The sequence below is a fragment of the Streptomyces sp. SID14515 genome (assembly GCF_010548505.1).
GTDB classification, from domain to species: Bacteria; Actinomycetota; Actinomycetes; order Streptomycetales; family Streptomycetaceae; genus Streptomyces; species Streptomyces caviscabies.
On the sequence record NZ_JAAGMH010000040.1, the window covers coordinates 122,750 to 141,874 of the forward strand.

Consider the following 19,125-nt stretch of genomic DNA (forward strand, 5'->3'; position numbering starts at 1 on the left):
CCCGGGAGGTCGGCGCACATGCATGTCACCCATCTCTCGTTGGCCGACTTCCGCTCGTACGCCCGGGTCGAGGTCCCTCTCGACCCGGGCGTCACCGCGTTCGTGGGGCCCAACGGCCAGGGCAAGACCAATCTCGTCGAGGCCGTCGGCTATCTCGCCACCCTCGGCAGCCACCGGGTCTCCTCGGACGCCCCGCTGGTGCGGATGGGCGCGGAGCGGGCGGTGATCCGCGCGGCGGTGACCCAGGGCGAGCGTTCGCAGCTGATCGAGCTGGAGCTGAACCCCGGCCGCGCCAACAGGGCCCGGATCAACCGGTCCTCGCAGGTCAGACCGCGTGATGTGCTCGGCATCGTACGGACGGTGCTCTTCGCGCCGGAGGATCTGGCCCTGGTCAAGGGCGACCCCGGCGAGCGGCGGCGTTTCCTGGACGAGCTGATCACCGCGCGTTCGCCCCGGATGGCCGGGGTCCGCTCCGACTACGAGCGGGTGCTCAAGCAGCGCAACACCCTGCTGAAGTCCGCCGCGATGGCCCGGCGGCACGGCGGCCGCTCGATGGACATGTCCACGCTCGACGTCTGGGACCAGCACCTGGGCCGGGTGGGCGCGGAGCTGCTGGCGCAGCGGCTCGATCTGATCGCCACGCTCCAGCCGCTGGCCGACAAGGCGTACGGGGACGTCGCGCCGGGCGGCGGTCCGGTGGCGCTGGAGTACCGCAGCTCGGTCGGCGATGACGTGAGTCCCGCGCGCACCCGCGACGAGCTGTACGAGCAGCTGATCGCGGCGCTCGTGGGGGTCCGCAAGCAGGAGATCGAGCGGGGTGTGACCCTCGTCGGCCCGCACCGCGACGATCTGCTGCTCGGTCTGCGGGGCATGCCGGCGAAGGGGTACGCGAGTCACGGCGAGTCCTGGAGTTACGCGCTGGCGCTGCGGCTTGCCAGTTACGAGCTGCTGCGCTCCGAGGGCAACGAGCCGGTGCTGGTCCTGGACGACGTCTTCGCCGAGCTGGACGCCCGCCGCCGGGAGCGGCTGGCGGAGCTGGTGGCCCCGGGCGAGCAGGTGCTCGTGACGGCCGCGGTGGCGGAGGACGTTCCGGGGGTGCTGGCGGGGACGCGGTACGCGGTGACCGCGGGCGAGGTGGAGCGCGTATGACCGGCCGGGGCGAGAACGCGGCGGGCCGTCGGGGATCGGCCTCCCGCGCGAGCGGTACGGCAGCCTCCGGCCCGGGCGGTACGGGAGCGGGTGCGGGAGACGCCCTGCCGGATCCGGCCGCTTCCGGAGCCGGTTCCGAGGCCGCTTCCGGAGCGTCAGCCGCGGCGGCGAAGCCGCCCGAGGTGACCGGGGTCGATCTCGCCCGGGTCGCGTTGCGGGCGGCGAAGGAGCAGGCCAGGGCGCGGGGCGCGGCGGCGCAGCAGAAGAAGCAGGCCCGGCGGGGCGGTGGGCTGCGCTCGGGGGCCCGGTCGGACGGCCGGGATCCGCTGGCGCTGGGCTCCGCGATCAACCGGCTGATCACCGAGCGGGGCTGGGAGACGCCCGCGGCGGTCGGCGGGGTGATGGGGCGGTGGCCGCAGATCGTCGGCGACGATCTGGCGAAGCACTGCGTACCGCTGCGGTACGACGACGATCCGGACGCCCGGGTGCTGACCGTGAGCTGTGACTCGACGGCGTGGGCGACGCAGCTGCGGCTGCTGGCTCCGCAGCTGGTGGCCCGGCTGAACGCGGATCTGGGTCAGGGCACCGTACGGCTGATCAAAGTGGTCGGGCCCGGCGGTCCGGAGCGCCGGTACGGGCCGCTGCGGGCGCCCGGCAGCAAGGGTCCGGGCGACACCTACGGGTGAGGCTCCGGATCGGCCTCCGGACGCCGGCGGGCCGCCAGGGGCCCCGCGGTAGGGTTTCCCGCTTCCGCGCCGCTTCCGTACGGATCGCCGCTCGGCAAGGCTGAGCTGCACTTTCGGCGTAAAATTGTCGTGTACTGGGCGAGCTTTGCGTCGGGTTCGTCACGGTTCGCGCCGGAGGAAACCGGACGGTACGGCCGGAGCGTCCCTCACCGTAGCGGGAGGTTGACAGGCCGAAGCGCTCAAAGCCCGTCAGGGCCTCTTGGAGCCCCTTCCTGAATATGGGGAGTCGTCAGCCGCTCATTCAGGGCGGCACAGCCGGACTCAGGTACCGGCAAACCGCCAATCATGTCGGCGCTACCGGTAGACTGGTGAGTAATCCCGCCGCTGAGGCGGGAGTCGTTGATACAAGCCGAACGACGCAGCCGCTCCCGCCTGTCCGGAGAACGGCCTGTGCTGTGCCAGAAAGGGCGCTTCGTGGCCGATTCCGGCAACCCCAACGAGAACATTCCGTCCACAGCCGGTGAGCACGGCGAGGTCACCACCTCGTACGACGCCAGCGCGATCACCGTGCTGGAAGGGCTGGACGCGGTCCGCAAGCGACCTGGCATGTACATCGGCTCGACCGGTGAGCGCGGCCTGCACCACCTGGTGCAGGAGGTCGTCGACAACTCGGTCGACGAGGCGATGGCCGGCCACGCGGACACCATCGACGTCACGATCCTCGCCGACGGCGGGGTGCGCGTGATCGACAACGGCCGCGGCATCCCGGTCGGCATCGTGCCGTCCGAAGGGAAGCCGGCCGTCGAGGTCGTGCTGACCGTCCTGCACGCGGGCGGCAAGTTCGGCGGCGGCGGCTACGCCGTCTCCGGCGGTCTGCACGGCGTCGGCGTCTCCGTCGTCAACGCCCTGTCCACCCGGGTCGCCGTCGAGGTCAAGACCGACGGCTACCGCTGGACCCAGGACTACAAGCTCGGTGTCCCGACCGCGCCGCTGGCGAAGCACGAGGCCACCGAGGAGACCGGTACGTCGGTCACCTTCTGGGCCGACGGGGACATCTTCGAGACCACCGAGTACAGCTTCGAGACCCTCTCGCGCCGCTTCCAGGAGATGGCGTTCCTCAACAAGGGCCTCACGCTCAAGCTCACCGACGAGCGCGAGTCGGCGAAGGCGACCGCGGGCGCGGACAGCGCGGACGCGGCCGAGCCCGCCGAGGAGGAGACCGCCCGCTCGGTCACGTACCACTACGAAAACGGCATCGTCGATTTCGTGAAGTACCTCAACTCCCGCAAGGGCGACGTCATTCACCAGTCGGTGATCGACATCGAGGCCGAGGACAAGGACCGTCTGCTCTCGGCCGAGATCGCCATGCAGTGGAACACGCAGTACACCGAAGGCGTCTACTCCTTCGCCAACGCGATCCACACGCACGAGGGCGGTACGCACGAGGAGGGCTTCCGGGCGGCGCTGACCTCGCTGGTCAACCGGTACGCGCGCGACAAGAAGCTGCTCCGCGAGAAGGACGACAACCTCACCGGCGAGGACGTCCGCGAGGGTCTCACCGCGATCATCTCGGTGAAGCTGGGCGAGCCGCAGTTCGAGGGCCAGACGAAGACCAAGCTGGGCAACACGGAGGCCAAGACCTTCGTGCAGAAGGTCGTCCACGAGCAGCTGACGGACTGGTTCGACCGGAATCCCAACGAGGCCGCCGACATCATCCGCAAGGGCATCGCCGCCTCGACCGCCCGCGTGGCGGCCCGCAAGGCGCGCGACCTGACGCGGCGCAAGGGGCTCCTGGAGAGCGCCTCGCTGCCCGGCAAGCTGAGCGACTGCCAGTCGAACGACCCCACCAAGTGCGAGATCTTCATCGTCGAGGGTGACTCCGCCGGTGGTTCGGCGAAGTCCGGCCGCAACCCGATGTACCAGGCGATCCTGCCCATCCGCGGCAAGATCCTGAACGTCGAGAAGGCCCGGATCGACAAGATCCTCCAGAACACCGAGGTCCAGGCGCTGATCTCGGCGTTCGGCACCGGGGTCCACGAGGACTTCGACATCGAGAAGCTCCGCTATCACAAGATCATTCTGATGGCGGACGCCGATGTCGACGGTCAGCACATCAACACCCTGCTGCTGACCTTCCTCTTCCGCTTCATGCGGCCGCTGGTGGAGGCGGGGCACGTCTACCTCTCGCGCCCGCCGCTGTACAAGATCAAGTGGGGCCGGGACGACTTCGAGTACGCGTACTCGGACCGGGAGCGCGACGCGCTCGTGGCGCTCGGCAAGCAGAACGGCAAGCGGATCAAGGAAGACTCGATCCAGCGCTTCAAGGGTCTCGGCGAGATGAACGCCGAAGAGCTGCGCGTCACGACCATGGACGTCGACCACCGGGTCCTCGGCCAGGTCACGCTGGACGACGCGGCGCAGGCCGACGACCTGTTCTCGGTGCTCATGGGTGAGGACGTCGAGGCACGGCGCTCGTTCATCCAGCGCAATGCCAAGGACGTCCGCTTCCTCGACATCTGAGTCGGCCGTACCAGCGACGCCGCAGCTCGAAAGGACTTTGACCAGCAATGGCCGACGAGAACACCCCTGTGACACCTGAACCCGTGATGCCCGAGGAAGAGACCGTCCCCGGTGTGGGCATGCGTGTCGAGCCCGTCGGGCTCGAGACGGAGATGCAGCGCTCCTACCTCGACTACGCGATGTCCGTCATCGTCTCGCGTGCGCTCCCCGACGTACGGGACGGCCTCAAGCCCGTCCACCGCCGGGTGCTGTACGCGATGTACGACGGCGGCTACCGCCCCGAGAAGGGGTTCTACAAGTGCGCCCGCGTCGTCGGCGACGTCATGGGTACGTACCACCCGCACGGCGACTCCTCCATCTACGACGCCCTGGTGCGCCTCGCGCAGCACTGGTCGATGCGCATGCCGCTGGTGGACTCCAACGGCAACTTCGGTTCCCCGGGCAACGACCCGGCCGCCGCCATGCGGTACACCGAGTGCAAGATGATGCCGCTGTCCATGGAGATGGTCCGGGACATCGACGAGGAGACCGTCGACTTCCAGGACAACTACGACGGCCGCAACCAGGAGCCGACGGTCCTGCCGGCCCGCTTCCCGAACCTGCTGGTCAACGGCTCCGCGGGGATCGCGGTCGGCATGGCGACCAACATCCCGCCGCACAACCTCCGCGAGGTCGCCGCCGGCGCCCAGTGGTATCTGGAGCACCCCGAGGCCTCGCACGAGGAGCTGCTCGACGCGCTGATCGAGCGCATCAAGGGCCCGGACTTCCCGACCGGCGCGCTGGTCGTGGGCCGCAAGGGCATCGAGGAGGCGTACCGCACCGGCCGCGGCTCCATCACGATGCGCGCGGTCGTCGCGGTCGAGGAGATCCAGGGCCGCCAGTGCCTGGTCGTCACGGAGCTGCCGTACCAGACCAACCCCGACAACCTCGCGCAGAAGATCGCCGACCTGGTCAAGGACGGCAAGGTCGGCGGCATCGCGGACGTCCGCGACGAGACCTCCTCGCGTACGGGTCAGCGCCTGGTCGTCGTCCTCAAGCGGGACGCGGTCGCCAAGGTCGTCCTGAACAACCTGTACAAGCACACCGACCTCCAGACGAACTTCGGCGCGAACATGCTGGCGCTCGTCGACGGGGTGCCGCGCACGCTGTCGATCGACGCGTTCATCCGCCACTGGGTGACGCACCAGATCGAGGTCATCGTCCGGCGGACGAAGTTCCGGCTGCGCAAGGCGGAGGAGCGGGCGCACATCCTGCGCGGCCTCCTCAAGGCCCTGAACGCCATCGACGAGGTCATCGCCCTCATCCGGCGCTCCAACACCGTGGAGATCGCGCGCGAGGGCCTGATGGGCCTGCTGGAGATCGACGAGCTCCAGGCCAACGCGATCCTGGAGATGCAGCTGCGCCGGCTGGCCGCGCTGGAGCACCAGAAGATCACCGCCGAGCACGACGAGCTCCAGGCGAAGATCAACGAGTACAACGAGATCCTGTCCTCGCCCGCCAAGCAGCGCTCCATCGTGAGCGAGGAGCTGGCTGCGATCGTCGAGAAGTTCGGCGACGACCGGCGCTCGAAGCTGGTGCCCTTCGACGGTGACATGTCCATCGAGGACCTGATCGCCGAGGAGGACATCGTCGTCACGATCTCCCGCAGCGGCTATGTGAAGCGCACGAAGACGGACGACTACCGCTCGCAGAAGCGCGGCGGCAAGGGCGTACGCGGGACGAAGCTGCGGGAAGACGACATCGTCGACCACTTCTTCGTCTCGACGACGCACCACTGGCTGCTGTTCTTCACGAACAAGGGCCGGGTCTACCGCGCCAAGGCGTACGAGCTCCCGGACGCCGGCCGGGACGCGCGCGGCCAGCACGTCGCCAACCTGCTGGCCTTCCAGCCGGACGAGAAGATCGCCCAGATCCTGGCGATCCGCGACTACGAGGCCGTGCCGTACCTGATCCTGGCGACGAAGGGCGGTCTGGTGAAGAAGACCGCGCTCAAGGACTACGACTCGCCCCGCTCCGGCGGTGTCATCGCGATCAACCTGCGCGAGATGCCGGAGGGCGGCGACGACGAGCTGATCGGCGCCGAGCTGGTGTCGGCCGAGGACGATCTGCTGCTCATCAGCAAGAAGGCCCAGTCGATCAGGTTCACCGCGACGGACGACGCGTTGCGCCCGATGGGCCGTGCCACCTCGGGCGTCAAGGGGATGAGTTTCCGCGAGGGCGACGAACTGCTCTCGATGAATGTCGTCCGGCCCGGTACGTTCGTCTTCACTGCCACCGACGGCGGGTACGCGAAGCGGACTCCCGTCGACGAGTACCGCGTCCAGGGTCGCGGCGGCCTCGGCATCAAGGCCGCCAAGATCGTGGAGGACCGCGGATCGCTCGTCGGTGCGCTGGTGGTCGAGGAGACCGACGAGATTCTCGCCATCACGCTCGGCGGTGGTGTGATTCGTACGCGAGTCAATGAAGTCAGGGAGACGGGCCGTGACACCATGGGCGTCCAACTGATCAATCTGGGCAAGCGCGACGCCGTCGTCGGCATCGCGCGCAATGCCGAGGCCGGTCGTGAGGCGGAAGAGGTCGATGGGGCCGATGACGTCGACGGCGAGCCGTCCGAGGCCCACGCCGAGGGCGTGGCAGAGGGCACTGTCGAGGGCACGGAGCCTTCGACCGGGGAGCACGAGGAGTAGAGCGTGAGTGGAGCCACGGGCGCAGGTTCGGCCGCTTCCGGAGCCGGTGCGAACGGCGCCCGTGGCCCTGCCACGGACTCCCAAGGGGGCACTGTGACGGACACACGAGGGCCTCAGCCCCAGTACGAGGGTTACGCGACCGGGCCGCTGCCCGGCGAGCGTGAGCCCGCACCGGGGCCGTCGGGGCCGTACCACCCGCCCCAGGCGTATCAGGCGCCCGGCGGCGGCACCCAGGGCGGCCAGCGCCCCGGACAGCCGGGCGGCGGCACGCTGGGCGGTGCGCAGGGCGTGGGCGGCGCCCAGGCGACGCGCAAGCCGCGCACGGGGGCGCGGACCACTCCGCGTACCCGCAAGGCCCGTCTGCGGGTGGCCAAGGCCGACCCGTGGTCGGTGATGAAGGTCAGCTTCCTGCTGTCCATCGCGCTGGGCATCTGCACGGTGGTGGCGTCGGCGGTGCTGTGGATGGTCATGGACGCGATGGGCGTCTTCGAGACCGTCGGCGGCACCATCAGCGAGGCCACCGGTTCGAACGAGAGCAACGGCTTCGATCTGCAGTCGTTCCTGTCGCTGCCGCGCGTGCTCATCTTCACCTCGGTCATCGCCGTGATCGACGTGGTGCTGGCCACCGCGCTGGCGACGCTGGGCGCGTTCATCTACAACCTGTCGGCGGGCTTCGTGGGCGGCGTCGAGCTCACGCTGGCCGAGGACGAGTAGCGCGCCGGGTATCGATTTTGGGACTGGCCCCGACGTGCGCTAATCTTCAGAAGTCAGCGCGACAGCGCGGCGGGGCTATAGCTCAGTTGGTTAGAGCGCATCCCTGATAAGGATGAGGCCACAGGTTCAAATCCTGTTAGCCCCACCAGCGAAAAGACCCCCAACCGATCACGGTTGGGGGTCTTTGACATCCACGGCTGACATCAGCCGATCAGTGGATCTTCCAAAAGGTCGGCCAGCAGCGTCACCGCTTCGCGCTCTCCGTCGCCCACCACGTGGGTGTAGACATCCATGGTCATGCTGATCTGACTGTGCCGGAGGATCGCCTGAGCGACCTTGGGATGCACCTTCAGGAAGGCCAGCAGAGTGCCGCAGGTATGCCGAGCCAGCCGGACCGTGATCCTGCGGACCCCGGACCGCTTCACCAGGGCATTGAAGGTCCGGGAGAAGCCGGTCGGGTCGGTCAGCCCGCCGTTCTCCGACGAGAAGATGACATCGTGGTCCGGCTCCTGGTTCCAGTCGTCGCCCGCGATCTGCCGTTCCAGCTCCTGAAGGTGCCGGCGCTCTTCCAGGGCTCGCGCACAGAACTCGGGAAGGGGCAGCACGGCCTGCGACGACTCCGTCTTCAGATCCTTGAGGACCAGTCCGACTCGCTTCTCTCGCTGCACCTGCTTGACCGGAGTGAAGTGGCGATTCTCGAAGTCGATGTCCTGCCAGCGCAGCCCCAGCAGCTCGCTGCGCCGCAGGCCGAGGACAAGCACCAGGACGCAGGCCGCGTAGAAGCGGTGGGCCCGAGCGGAGCGGAGGAAGGTGACTGCCTCGCGGGCGTCCCACGGCTTGGCCTTGCCCTTGCTGACCTTGGGCATGTCCACGAGTAGCGCGACGTTGCGGGTCAGGATCTCCTCACGGATGGCCCGGTTAAGCGCGTTGCGGAGTGTGCGGAGCACTTCGAAGCGCGTCGCCGCGCCGACCTGCTCACGCTTGAGTGTGGCCATGAAGGCGCGGACCTGTGCGGGCGTCAGCTTCAGCAGCGGCTTCTTGCGGAGGTGGGGCAGCAGGTACAGCCTCACCTTGGACTCGTACTTCACGTACGTGTTGTGCTCGCGCTCCGGCTTCACGATGTGCTCCAGCCAGTAGGCCAGCCACTCACCGAGGGTCCACGAGCGCGAAGGAACCGGGATGCCCGAGCGCTCCTGATCCTGGAGCTTGCTCAGCTTCTCGGCGGTCTCGTCCCATGTCGCGCCGTAGACGAACTTCCGTACTCGCTGACCATCGGTGTTGGTGACGTAGGCGGCCCCCTGGTACCGGCCGTCCTTTCGGAGCGTGATGGTTCCCCCGCCGTTGGGGCGACGCTTGGCCATCAGGCGGCCTCCTCGATCTGGTTGCGGATGAAGCGGTGGAGAGAGTCGGCGGGGATGCGGCGAGCCCTGCCGATGGTGAAGCTGGGGAGCGCGCCCGAGCGGATGAGGTCGTAGACCTTCGGGCGGCTGATGCGAAGGGCCACCATCGCCTCGGCAACGGTCACGGCCTGATGGTTGGAGGGGAGCTGAACTGTGGTGCTCATGGACGTTCCTCCGTGAGGGACGTAGCCAGGGCCGCCACAGAAACCACGTAATACACAGAAACCCTGTTTGGGTGCTCTGACCTGCGCTTTTGGTGGTGGGGGTGGGCTGCCACAGAAAGCGCGGGAAGTTCCACAGAAATAAGGGGCCGGTGGGCGGCTGGTATTTGTGTGGTTCTTCTGCGGGTTTCTGTGGCAGCCGCCCCCGGACCGCTCAGGGCGGTGTTGTCGCAGGTCAGGGGTAGTGTCGGGTTATTTCTGTGATTCTGTGGTTTCTGTGGCGGGGTTCAGGCGGTGGGTTCGCTGAGCTGGGGGTGGGTGAGGTAGCGCGGGGAGGGCGGTCGGCCGCGTCCCCCGGTCTTGGCGACGGGCAGAGCCCGGACGTACCCGTGGTCTTCCAGCAGGTCCAGGGCGGGATCGAGGTCCGCGACGGTGGGGAACTCGGCGCGGGAGAGCTTGGTCATGACCTCGCGTTTGCTGACCTCGGCCCACTGGTTGGCCCGGAGCAGGTCCAGGACGGTGCGGGCGCGGTTGGCGGTGTGGTCGGCTCCCATGAGGTCGAAGACCGCCAGGGCGTGGCCGGTGAAGTAGTCGGCGAGCTTGATGGCGTCGCGCATGGTGTCGGCGGTGACGGGCTGGGTGTGCCCGTTCTCGGTGTGCGCGGCGAGGTGGAGCAGCCCGGCGAGTCGGGCGGTCGCGCCGCCCAGCTTCGCGGCCCAGTTCCGGATGTGCCCCAGGTCCCCGCCCCGCTTCCGCAGCCGCGGTTCCTGCCGACGCTCGTAAGAGGCCAAAGCCTCGTTGGCCTCCGGGGTGAGCTGGAGTACGGCCGGGTCGGTCCAGCCCGCCAGGGACATCACCAGGGAGGTGACGCGCTCCTCGTAAAGGTCGGCCACGTCCTCGGCCAGGGGCTCGGGGGTGACTTCCCGATAGCCCACCAGGTCTTCGGGGAGGGAGTACAGGAACCTGCCCAACAGGCCCCTGTCCCCCGCGCCCTTGATGCGGCTGATGTCTTCCAGGACGGAAGGCTGGACGGTCTGGCCCATGGTGAGTGCGGGGGAGTCGATGAACTCCTCACGCCCCCTACGGTCGACCCGCAGGCGGTCCCCGGCGTGGCCCTTGAGGAAGGGCTCCATGTTGGGGGTGCCGGAGTAGCGTCCGGCGATGATGTCGAAGATCCCGCCCTCGGCCGACATGACGGAGAGCCTGCCGCCCTGTTCCGCCAGCAGTGAGGAGATGACTTCCGGGGTGGCGTCGTCGGCCAGCAGCCGGGGCTTGTTGGGCACGGTGATGGCTTCGGCGGCTTGCCCGAGGCTGATGGCTTCGGCCATGAGCTGATCGCGCTTGTCGGCGTCCGCGCGGGCTGCCTTGGTGGCTGCGTTGTCCGCGACTTCCTTGGCGAGGCGTGCGGTGAGTTCGGCCTCGATGATGGCCCCGGCCGCCTTGGTCGCCATCAGCTTCTCGCACGTGTAGAGCGGGTCCGTCATCAGCCCGAACACGGCGCTCTTGCGGCTGCCCGGGGGCAGCGCCATGACGACGAAGAGGTTCAGCGGCTCGCGCCACCGGCCCCGGACATGGACGGTGGCGCGGCCTCCGGCAGCGGTCGCCAGGACCGCGAGAGCGAGCGACCCCGCAGCATCCACCGCCGTTTGCGTCTCCTCCGCGACCCCGCGCACGAAGTCACCGAGCCAGGCCGGGAACACCTCCGTGGGGAACGCCGGCAGTTCGCGGCGGGCGGTCAGCGGGATCGGGTCGTCCCACACAGCCGCGGCTTCCTGCTGTGCGTCCAGAGCGGCGAATCCGGCCCACAGATCCTGGCTGTCCACAGGCTGTGTGCTCATGCCGCACTCGCCTCCAGAGCGCCGCCCCGGACGAGGCCGGAGCGGATCGCGGTGCGGCACTCCGATGCGGACAGGCCCGCCGACTGCCCGGCGCTCATCAGCTCACCGGTGACGGTGGCCTCGGTCAGGTCCTCGGTGCGGATGAGGCGGGCCAGGGCGTATGCGGCGAAGTACACCGACCGATTACGACCGCCCTCACGGGCGGACAGCACCTTCTCCAGCTCCCCGCGCAGGGCCGTGGTGCTGTAGGCGGTGGCGTTGCGCATCCGGGCCGACAGCTCCGACAGAGGCATCGGGGCCGGTGCGGGCGGGGTGGTGAGCAGGTCACTAAGCCACGCAGGGAGGGGGGCGGCCGGGGCCTCGTGAATGACCTCATAGCCCCCGGTGCCGACAAGGCTTCCGGCGCCGACCACGTACCCGCCCCAAGCCCGGGTGTCGACCTTCCACCCCAGGGTGCCGCCCGTGCTGCGTAGCGTCTTTTCCTCGGGAGCGGTGAAGTACAGGTGCTGTCCGCCACGGCGGGTCCGCACGGTGTACGTCTCGGTCGGCAGCCGGACCCCGGCGCGCTCGCACAGGGCGGCGAACACGTCCAGCCCATCGGCCATGCCCGCCCACTCCGAGGGGGCGGTGTCGGCGGCGTCCTTGGGAAGGTCCAGGTCCACCACGAGGAGACCAGCGGGGCCCGTGGCAATGCCGACGTTGTACGGGGCCGACCCCCAGCACGCGCCGACGCTGTCCGCGTCCAGGGTGGCGCGCTGTTCCGGGGTGCGGTGGCCCTCCGCACAGCGGCCGGTACCAGGGCAGGACCGTTCCGGGTGTCCGGCAGGGCGCTTGTCACCGGGCCGCACGGGGAAGACGGGCCAGCCGCGCTCAATGGCGGAAAGAGCTGCTTTGAGCAGCGCGGGGTTGTGGGGTGCTGTCATGATGATGGTTCTCCTGTTTCTGCGAAGGGACGGAGAAACCGGGGCGGTCGCGGTCTTGTGGTGAGAGGCGACCGCCCCGGGCACAGCTACAGGTCGGTGAGAGCGCCGGTGGGGATCTCGTACACGTCGAACACGTCGTCGGCGTTCGACCAGTGACCCCGGGCGTAGTGGACGTAGGCGACGTGCAGGGCGCTGCCGTCGCGGCCGGTGAAGGCGTAGACGTTCACCGCGTCCACGGCCTTGGGGCTCTTGCGGGCCTTACGGACGCCGGACAGAGCCGCGTACAGACTGATCGGCTCGGGGTGAAAGTTGCGGCCATCGACCTGGGTGAACAGGGTCGCGGGCCTGACATTGATGCGGGTGCTGGTGCTCATGGCTGGGTGATCCTCTCGGGTTAGAACGGCGGCTCGTCGCTGTAGAGGTGGCGGTCGCGTCGCCAGCGCAGAGGCAGGCGGGGCAGCGGGAGCAGGACCCAGCGGCGGGCTTCGTCCCAGCAGGGGCAGGGGTACCAGTCGGTACCGTCGAACTCCCCCTCGGCGGTGACGCTGGTGTGCTCGTGGCCGCCCTCGCCCCGGCAGTCCGGGCAGCGGGGGCGAGGGGTGTCGGTCAGGACCAGGGCGGGCCGGGGCCAGTCAGTCCGGCGCACTCGGAGGCGGAGACTCACTTCAACTCACCTTCTATTGAGGGAAGTTCGGGGAGCCCGGCGCGGGTGATGGCGTGGGGGTCGTAGCCGGGCAGGGTGGCGCGGGTGATGAGCGCGGTGGCGAGCTGTTCGGCGTACGCAGCCCCGGTTCGGGCGGCTTCGATCTGTGCTCCGGCACGGAGGGCTTCGACGCGTTCGACGTGGGCGTGTTCCTCGCGCCGCACGGTGGTGTGGCGTTCGTGGGCGGTGCGGTCGCGGCGGTCGGTGCGCCAGTAGCGGGCGGCGATCCCGTACGCCACGGCGGTGGCCACCGCCCACAGCAGGATCGGCAGCGACCACCCGTCGGCGTATCCGGCGACTCCGGCGAGCGCGAGGGCTCCGGAGGTGGCGAACGCGGTCCCGGCGAGGACCCCGTCACCACCGCTGCGCCCTGCGGCGGCGAACGCGCCGGCGGTCGCGGCTCCGGCCGCGAGGGCGACCATCAACACGGCGTTGCCGGTGGAGTGTTCGGCCCCGTTGGCGTTCCAGATCCGCCCGAGGATCAGCACCGTCGACGTGCCGATGGCCGGGGCCACCTTCGGGGCCGCGAGCGCGGCCCAGTGACGCTGGACGAGAGGTTCGTTCATCGCACGCCTCACAGGTTCGGGATGGCGGCGACGACGGCGGCGGTCAGCTCGTTGATGGGGCCGGAGGCTCCGGTGGAGGCGAGGAAGAACCCGAACATCACGGCGATGAACGCGGATCCCCAGCCGAGGGAGTTGGAGCGGAGGAGGAAGAACAGCACGCCTCCGAAGAGGAAGACGAACGAGACGGTGACGGCCACGACGGGCCCCTTTCCGAGGGTGGTCGACGGTGCGGTGGCGGGAGTGGTCAGCGGGTGCCGTTGCGGTGGAGGCGGGCGGCGACGTTGTAGAGGTGGCGGCCGATCCGGATGCGTTTGCCGGTGGCCTTGCAGCGGCGGCAGTCCTTGCCGCGCTTGGCCCGGCCCTTGCGGTCGGTCTTCATCGCGAAGCCCCAACCACGGCAGCGGCGGCAGTTCCCGAACGGCGAGGCCGCACACAGGGATGCGTAACTGAGCGTGATGAACATGAGGAGGGTGCTAGCGAGCAGGGCAGGGGTCATCAAGGGCCTCCCAGGCCGGTTTCCGAGGTTTTCGCAGGTGGGGCGCTAGGTACTAGCGTGCTGATCACGCGGCCTATGGGCCGCTAGCGGTGCCGCTAGACCTAGCGGGGGTGGCTGCTAGGTCTAGCGGCGATCCGGGGTCAGCTCGCGTCCCGCTTTCCGTCACGCTCCGCAATCGCGGTGAGGATGCGGGAGCGTTCGATACCGCGCCGGTTCGCGCCCTTCCCGGCCTCGGTCTTGCCCCACACCTGACCGGTGGGGACGCCGTGCGGCTTGAGCGCGGTGGCGAGCTGCTCCGGCTCCCAGCCCCCGTACACGTCCGGGCGGAGGTCGGCGAGGCGGGCGACGACGATCTCGGACCAGCACTTGGGCTCTTCGGCCGGCACGACCGCGAGGATGTCGGCGAGCAGGTCGAACCCGGAGTGCTCGCGGTCCTCGAAGGACTCGCCCGCGGCGTGGCCGGTGAGGGTTCCGGCGGCTTCGCGCAGGCGGCGGGCCCGCAGCCCGATCGCTTCGGCGGTGGGGGCGTCGACGTAGACGGACGAGACGATCCGCGCGTCAGCGCCTTCACCGACGAAGTAGTGGATCCCCTTGTCATTCCAGGAGAACATCGTGGCCCGGATTCCCCGCTTGTAGCTGGACGTGCCGAGGACCATGTCGTTTTCGAGCTGGCCCATGACCTTCAGGCACCACCGGGCCGACGCGTTCGCGCTGATGCCGGTGGGCAGGGCCTTGGCGTCCGGGCGCTGCGTGGCGAGCAGGAGGACGATGCCGGTGGCGGGTCCGCGCTTGACCAGGTCGGTGCAGATTTCCTCGAACTCCCCGCCGTGCTTGGGGTGTTCAAACCACCTCTGGCACTCATCCACCCCGATCACGATGGGGTGGAGCCCGAGTTCCTTCTTGTTTGCCAGCTCGGAGGTGACCTTGGACTCCGGGCAGATGTCCCGGGGAAGCGACCGGATCATCTTGGCCCGGCGGCGCAGCTCGGTGCGCAGGGCCCGCAGGTCCTCCAGGGCGTACTCGAAGTCCTCGTCGTCGTCCCCGGCCCGGTGCCGGTGGGAGACCCGCTCGCCCACGGGGTCGAGGTCGCCGGTGCCCTTGAGGTCGTAGGTGTGGACCTCGGCCCTACTGTCCAACGCGGCGATGAGCAGGAGCAGACGCAGGAGGAACGTCTTGCCCATGCGGGGGATCGCGCCGATGACTCCGGCGATGTACATGAGGGTGATGTCGACCCAGCGTCCACGCTGGTCAGTGCCGAAGGAGACGGGCTTGAACAGGTCGACGGCCCCGGCCTTGACCAGCGGCCATGCGGGCTTGGCGGCGGTCGACATGTCCTGGTCCCCGACCCAGAGCACGAGGCGGCCGGTGTGTTCGTCGGGGACGGCTTCGGGCCAGACGCAGCCGAGCGGGCGGCGCAGGCCGGAGGCGAGCTTGTCGCGGCGCTCGATCACATCCGTCACGGTGACCCCGTACGGGAGGTCGCCCTCCGCACGCCAGCCGGGCCCGTCGCGGGTGATCGGGGCGGTGAACGTGAACCCGTCCCGCCCCTTCCCCTGTGCCTGGCTGATAGCCGTGATCCCGAGCGCGCCGAGGGCCCGCAGGACGATGTCGGAGGTGAGCTTGGGTGCCTTCGTCATCTCGACTGCGCGGGTGATGACCGGGGCGTCGGCCTGCGTTCCGGCCGACCCGAGCGCCATCAACAACGCCCCGACGGTGAGGAGTTGGAGCCAGTCGGGGGCGAGGACGTAGATGGCGAGCGCGGCCCCGATCCCGACGAACAGGGCCAGCGTCGCCACGACGGTGCGCAGCCGCACCCGGCCGTCGCGCTGCCGAGAGAGCTTCAGGTACTCGGCTGCGTCCTCGCGCCGGACGGACGCGAGGCGGACGGGTTCGCCCTCGCGGTCGGCCACCCACCGCATCGTCCCGCCCACGAACTTCGCCGCCCCGGCAGGAGCCTGGAAGGTGAGTCGGGCGGCGTAGTACGGGGAGCGCAGCGCGTGGTACCCGGCCAGGTGGCCGTAGTGTCCGGCAGCCCACTTCGCGGCGGTCTGGAACTCCTTGCCCGACCGCAGCCAGGCGGGGACGATCGCCCGCCGCTTCGCCCCCATGAGTCGGCCCACGAACCCGGGGCCGACTTCGGTCGGTCCGTCAACCATGACGGGCTCGGTCGGGTCGGTCTCTGCCAGTTCGGTCGGGGTCGACTCACGGGCGGCGCGGGCCTTGCCGAGGTCGACCACTTCTGCCCCGTCATCAGCGGCCATCTCGGCTTCCAGCCGGTTGAACAGTTCGTCGTCGTCAGGGTGTTTCACTGGGAGTCCTTCCACTTTCGGGTGTGAGGGAGGCGGGTCCGGCCGACGCTGTAGGAGGTGAGCGGCCGGACCCGTGAAATCGATACTGACCCCGGATTCCGTGAACGAGGGGCGCACTCTGCGCCCCTACCTCACGGCCCGCTCAGGCGGCGAGCTGCGGGGAGTCCGCGCAGGTCACGCACATGCCGAGCGAGGTGGGGATGCGGTATCCGGCATCGGTGCGGCACTCGGGGCAGACCTGCCGGGCGGTGTTCGCCTTGGCGAGGGCCGCCCATTTGGCCGGCGTCATCGGCCGGACCGTCTTGGCCAGGTCGATCCGGTAGAGGTAGGCGACGCGGACCGGGCTGGTGCCCTTGCGCCAGTAGCGGCGCGAGTGCCACAGGACCTGTGCGGCGATGTCCTGCCCACCGGGCCTGAGCCCTGCCGCCCTGAGCTGTCGGCGCGTGGCATAGCCGTCCGGGGCCATGCGCCACGGGAACGTGGGCACCCCGTAGCGGGAACCGGTCGGGTCGTAGAAGCGGTGGCTGTCCATCAGGCGGCCTCAGCCTCAGCCACCACCCGCGCGGCCCGCTCAGCCTTCAGCGCGTCCCGCAGGAGGCGGCCGTTGGCCGACGAGGTACGGGCCACCTTGCGGATCGCCTCGGCCGTCAGCTTCTCGTCGGGCCAGTCGGCCGTCGCCGACCGCGCGTCGGCCAGCAGCTCATCCGGGGTGCGGGTCGATCGGGGCGTGCGGGCCGCCTGCGGTACCCGACCGGTCGCCCGGCGCGGACCCGACTCGACAGCGGCCACCGGCCGCAGCACGGGCGGCTCAGCCGACTTCACCGGCTCGACTTCCGCGACCGGTCCGCCCACCGGCTCCGGGGCGACCACCGGAGCCGGGTCGGGCGACTGGGGGGCCGGGGACTCGGCCACGGCGGGAGGGGCCTCGGGGGCCGACTCTTGCAGGTCAGAACCCAACCGATTTGTTAGTGACTGCTGGGTTTCGTCCTGATCTGCACTGCGGGTGGCCCGGTGGTGCAGGACCTTGGCGACGAGGTCGGAGCCGAAGAAGATGGCCCCGACCGGAAGAGAGGTCGCCAGGAGGACGAGGGCCCAGTTGGCTGGGGCCCAGTCGGCCAACTGCATTCGGGCCTCGCCGCCGCGCAGTGCGGGCACGAGGCCGTGCACGTAGTTGAGGACGAGGGACGCGGCGGTGTATCCGGCCAGGACCCGCAGGGCGAAGGTGCGGTCCTTGCCGGTGAGGACGAGGGTGGCGACGAGGGCCAGGGCCATCAGGCCGTCCACCACGAACGGGTAGAGGAAGGCTGCGGTGTCGTCGGCTCCGACCGTGCGGGCCACGTCGTGCTGTGCGTTCCACGAGACGCGGAAGGCCATGCCGACCACGGCGACCAGAGCGGCGACAAGCAGCCCCTTGGCGAAGCGGTTCATGCTGCCGCCCCCGTCCCGCTCGTGGTGCCGGGGCGGCCCTCGCGGCGGCCGTTGACCGTCCGCAGCCCGGGGACCGAACCGGGCACCGGAGCGACGCTCCAACCCCCGCCCTCCTGCTTGGTCCGGTACATCCGCTCATCCGCCCGCCGCAGCAGCGCCGACAGCTCCCGGGCAGGCCCCTCGGGGGCGTCGCTGGAGAGCGCGGCACCGACCGAGGCACCCACCGTGAGGTCGCGTCCGTCGTGCCGGAGGGGGGCGGTGATCTCGCCGTGCAGACCTCCCAGCAGCCACGGCAGGGCGGCCGGGTCGGGCAGGGCGACAGCGGCGGCGAACTCATCGCCCCCGATCCGCCCCGCAACCGAGCGCAGGTGGCCGCTGAGCGCGTCAGCGAAGCTCGCGCCGGTGGCCCGGATCACGGCGTCTCCCGCCGCGTGGCCGTGGGTGTCGTTGACCGCCTTGAAGCCGTCCAGGTCCACCAGGACCACGGCGACGTGCGGGTGTCGGGTGAGGAGGCGGGTGGCCTGCTCCTCGAACGCGTCCCGCGTCCACAGGTTCGACAGCGGGTCGCGGCGGGCGCTCTCGTACCGGCGGTGCATCCGAAGGCCGTGCACGGCCCACCCGGAGGCGAGCGGCAGAGCGGCCGACAGTGCGGTCAGGGCGTGGCTCATGCCACTTCCCCCGCCCCGGTGAAACGGCCGGCGGACTGGGCGGCGCGCAGGAAGGGGACGGTGCGGGTCAGCGCATCGGCGTAGAGCGCGTCCCACGCGGCGATCTCGTCGCCGCCCTCCCCCTCGGCGGCCAGCTCCTTGATGACCTCGCGGGCCACGTCCAGACGCGCGGCGCGCTCCTCGGGGGACTCGTGGGTGAGCGGGCCCCGGAACAGGTCACGGTCCAGGCCACCGGGCAACTCGTCGAACCCCAGGGCCAGTTCCTCGAACTCGGCGGGGCTGAGCACCTGGTGGGTGCCGATGTACGTACGCATGGTGGATCTCCTGAGAGGCGAAGGGACGGAGAGTCGGGGCGGTCGCGGTCTTGTGGTGAGAGGCGACCAGCCCCGGGCGAGAGAGAGGGTTCAGACGGTGGAGATGATCAGCGAGGCGACCAGAAGCCACAGGTGGTGGAAGGACTGGTCCAGGGCGTAGGCCCCGGTGCCCAGGTGCGCGGCGGGCTTGCCCTCGGTGGTGACAGGGGCGAGGGGGTGGGCGGGTGTGCCCAGTTCGTAGAACTCGGACTTCCCGAGGGACTTGGCCAGGCGGGCGAGGGTGGTGCGGCGGTCCGCCCACCAGTGCGTCACCGCGTCCACCCCCAGACCGAGCACGAGACCGAGGAGGGACAGGTTCAGTCCCAGCAGCCAGGCCACGGGCAGCAGTACGGCGAGCTTGGTGGCGGTCAGCGAGGCGACGTGCCGGGCGTCGGCCAGGCGGCCGACCCATCCGGGCTTGCCCTTGGTGGCCGACTGGTGCGAGGTCTGCACCCAGTGATCACCCACACTGTGGGCGACGAAAACAGCGGCGAACGTAGCGGCATCCATGCCGGACTCCTCGG

General features: G+C 69.8%; 20 protein-coding genes and 1 tRNA gene. 6 read left to right on the forward strand and 15 right to left on the reverse strand.

The genetic code is table 11. The annotated features are described in order from the left end of the window. Positions 1–18: 18 nt before the first annotated feature. The 6 genes from recF to G3I54_RS07900 all read left to right on the forward strand — a co-directional run bounded on the left by recF (position 19) and on the right by G3I54_RS07900 (position 7,904). Positions 19–1,149 carry a DNA replication/repair protein RecF gene (gene recF / locus G3I54_RS07875; RefSeq protein ID WP_164612426.1) on the forward strand — a complete coding sequence of 377 codons (1,131 nt, stop codon included), beginning with the start codon at positions 19–21 and terminating at the stop codon, positions 1,147–1,149. After that, the gene (locus G3I54_RS07880) at positions 1,146–1,835 is read left to right on the forward strand and encodes a DciA family protein (protein WP_239144277.1); all 690 of its coding nucleotides are present in this window, start codon (positions 1,146–1,148) and stop codon (positions 1,833–1,835) included. Before recF ends, G3I54_RS07880 begins: the two co-directional genes overlap by 4 nt. Positions 1,836–2,285: 450 nt before the next feature. Beyond that, positions 2,286–4,355, forward strand: a complete 2,070-nt coding sequence (gyrB, locus tag G3I54_RS07885; RefSeq protein WP_164612428.1) for a DNA topoisomerase (ATP-hydrolyzing) subunit B — start codon at positions 2,286–2,288, stop codon at positions 4,353–4,355. 47 nt (positions 4,356–4,402) lie between these two features. Continuing rightward, a complete protein-coding gene (gyrA, locus tag G3I54_RS07890; RefSeq protein ID WP_164612430.1) occupies positions 4,403–7,042 on the forward strand; it encodes a DNA gyrase subunit A in 2,640 nt (879 codons plus the stop codon). A gap of 93 nt (positions 7,043–7,135) precedes the next feature. Then, entirely contained in the window at positions 7,136–7,756 is a 621-nt protein-coding gene (locus G3I54_RS07895) for a DUF3566 domain-containing protein (protein WP_030077224.1), read from the forward strand. A 71-nt stretch (positions 7,757–7,827) separates the two neighbouring features. Beyond that, a tRNA-Ile gene (locus G3I54_RS07900) sits at positions 7,828–7,904 on the forward strand. Between the two features lie 55 nt (positions 7,905–7,959). On the opposite strand, the gene G3I54_RS07905 is transcribed toward G3I54_RS07900, so the two are convergent. The 15 genes from G3I54_RS07905 to G3I54_RS07975 form a co-directional block, all read right to left on the reverse strand. After that, a complete protein-coding gene (locus tag G3I54_RS07905; RefSeq protein ID WP_164612432.1) occupies positions 7,960–9,117 on the reverse strand; it encodes a tyrosine-type recombinase/integrase in 1,158 nt (385 codons plus the stop codon). Beyond that, positions 9,117–9,320, reverse strand: a complete 204-nt coding sequence (locus G3I54_RS07910; protein ID WP_164612434.1) for a helix-turn-helix domain-containing protein — start codon at positions 9,318–9,320, stop codon at positions 9,117–9,119. The genes G3I54_RS07905 and G3I54_RS07910 overlap by 1 nt, the downstream gene beginning before the upstream one ends. A gap of 284 nt (positions 9,321–9,604) precedes the next feature. Then, positions 9,605–11,155, reverse strand: coding sequence for a YfjI family protein (locus tag G3I54_RS07915; RefSeq protein ID WP_164612436.1), 1,551 nt, complete (start codon positions 11,153–11,155; stop codon positions 9,605–9,607). Continuing rightward, the gene (locus G3I54_RS07920; RefSeq protein ID WP_164612438.1) at positions 11,152–12,078 is read right to left on the reverse strand and encodes a bifunctional DNA primase/polymerase; all 927 of its coding nucleotides are present in this window, start codon (positions 12,076–12,078) and stop codon (positions 11,152–11,154) included. Before G3I54_RS07920 ends, G3I54_RS07915 begins: the two co-directional genes overlap by 4 nt. Before the next feature lie 86 nt (positions 12,079–12,164). Next, positions 12,165–12,452 carry a hypothetical protein gene (locus G3I54_RS07925; protein WP_164612440.1) on the reverse strand — a complete coding sequence of 96 codons (288 nt, stop codon included), beginning with the start codon at positions 12,450–12,452 and terminating at the stop codon, positions 12,165–12,167. A 20-nt stretch (positions 12,453–12,472) separates the two neighbouring features. Further along, positions 12,473–12,742, reverse strand: a complete 270-nt coding sequence (locus tag G3I54_RS07930) for a hypothetical protein (RefSeq protein ID WP_164612442.1) — start codon at positions 12,740–12,742, stop codon at positions 12,473–12,475. After that, positions 12,739–13,347 carry a hypothetical protein gene (locus tag G3I54_RS07935; RefSeq protein ID WP_164612444.1) on the reverse strand — a complete coding sequence of 203 codons (609 nt, stop codon included), beginning with the start codon at positions 13,345–13,347 and terminating at the stop codon, positions 12,739–12,741. Before G3I54_RS07935 ends, G3I54_RS07930 begins: the two co-directional genes overlap by 4 nt. A gap of 8 nt (positions 13,348–13,355) precedes the next feature. Beyond that, a complete protein-coding gene (locus G3I54_RS07940) occupies positions 13,356–13,544 on the reverse strand; it encodes a hypothetical protein (protein ID WP_073867655.1) in 189 nt (62 codons plus the stop codon). A gap of 47 nt (positions 13,545–13,591) precedes the next feature. Continuing rightward, complete coding sequence (locus tag G3I54_RS07945; protein WP_164612446.1) at positions 13,592–13,843, reverse strand: hypothetical protein; 252 nt, start codon at positions 13,841–13,843, stop codon at positions 13,592–13,594. Positions 13,844–13,983: 140 nt separating this feature from the next. Beyond that, entirely contained in the window at positions 13,984–16,152 is a 2,169-nt protein-coding gene (locus G3I54_RS07950; protein WP_164612447.1) for a cell division protein FtsK, read from the reverse strand. Positions 16,153–16,294: 142 nt separating this feature from the next. Next, positions 16,295–16,684 (reverse strand): RRQRL motif-containing zinc-binding protein, encoded by a 390-nt coding sequence (locus G3I54_RS07955; protein ID WP_164612449.1) that lies wholly within the window; start codon positions 16,682–16,684, stop codon positions 16,295–16,297. After that, the gene (locus G3I54_RS07960; RefSeq protein WP_164612451.1) at positions 16,684–17,580 is read right to left on the reverse strand and encodes a DUF2637 domain-containing protein; all 897 of its coding nucleotides are present in this window, start codon (positions 17,578–17,580) and stop codon (positions 16,684–16,686) included. Before G3I54_RS07960 ends, G3I54_RS07955 begins: the two co-directional genes overlap by 1 nt. Continuing rightward, a complete protein-coding gene (locus G3I54_RS07965) occupies positions 17,577–18,248 on the reverse strand; it encodes a GGDEF domain-containing protein (RefSeq protein ID WP_203685648.1) in 672 nt (223 codons plus the stop codon). The genes G3I54_RS07960 and G3I54_RS07965 overlap by 4 nt, the downstream gene beginning before the upstream one ends. Next, positions 18,245–18,562 carry a hypothetical protein gene (locus G3I54_RS07970; protein WP_164612453.1) on the reverse strand — a complete coding sequence of 106 codons (318 nt, stop codon included), beginning with the start codon at positions 18,560–18,562 and terminating at the stop codon, positions 18,245–18,247. Before G3I54_RS07970 ends, G3I54_RS07965 begins: the two co-directional genes overlap by 4 nt. A gap of 90 nt (positions 18,563–18,652) precedes the next feature. After that, a complete protein-coding gene (locus G3I54_RS07975; RefSeq protein WP_164612455.1) occupies positions 18,653–19,111 on the reverse strand; it encodes a transcriptional regulator in 459 nt (152 codons plus the stop codon). Positions 19,112–19,125: the final 14 nt, after the last annotated feature.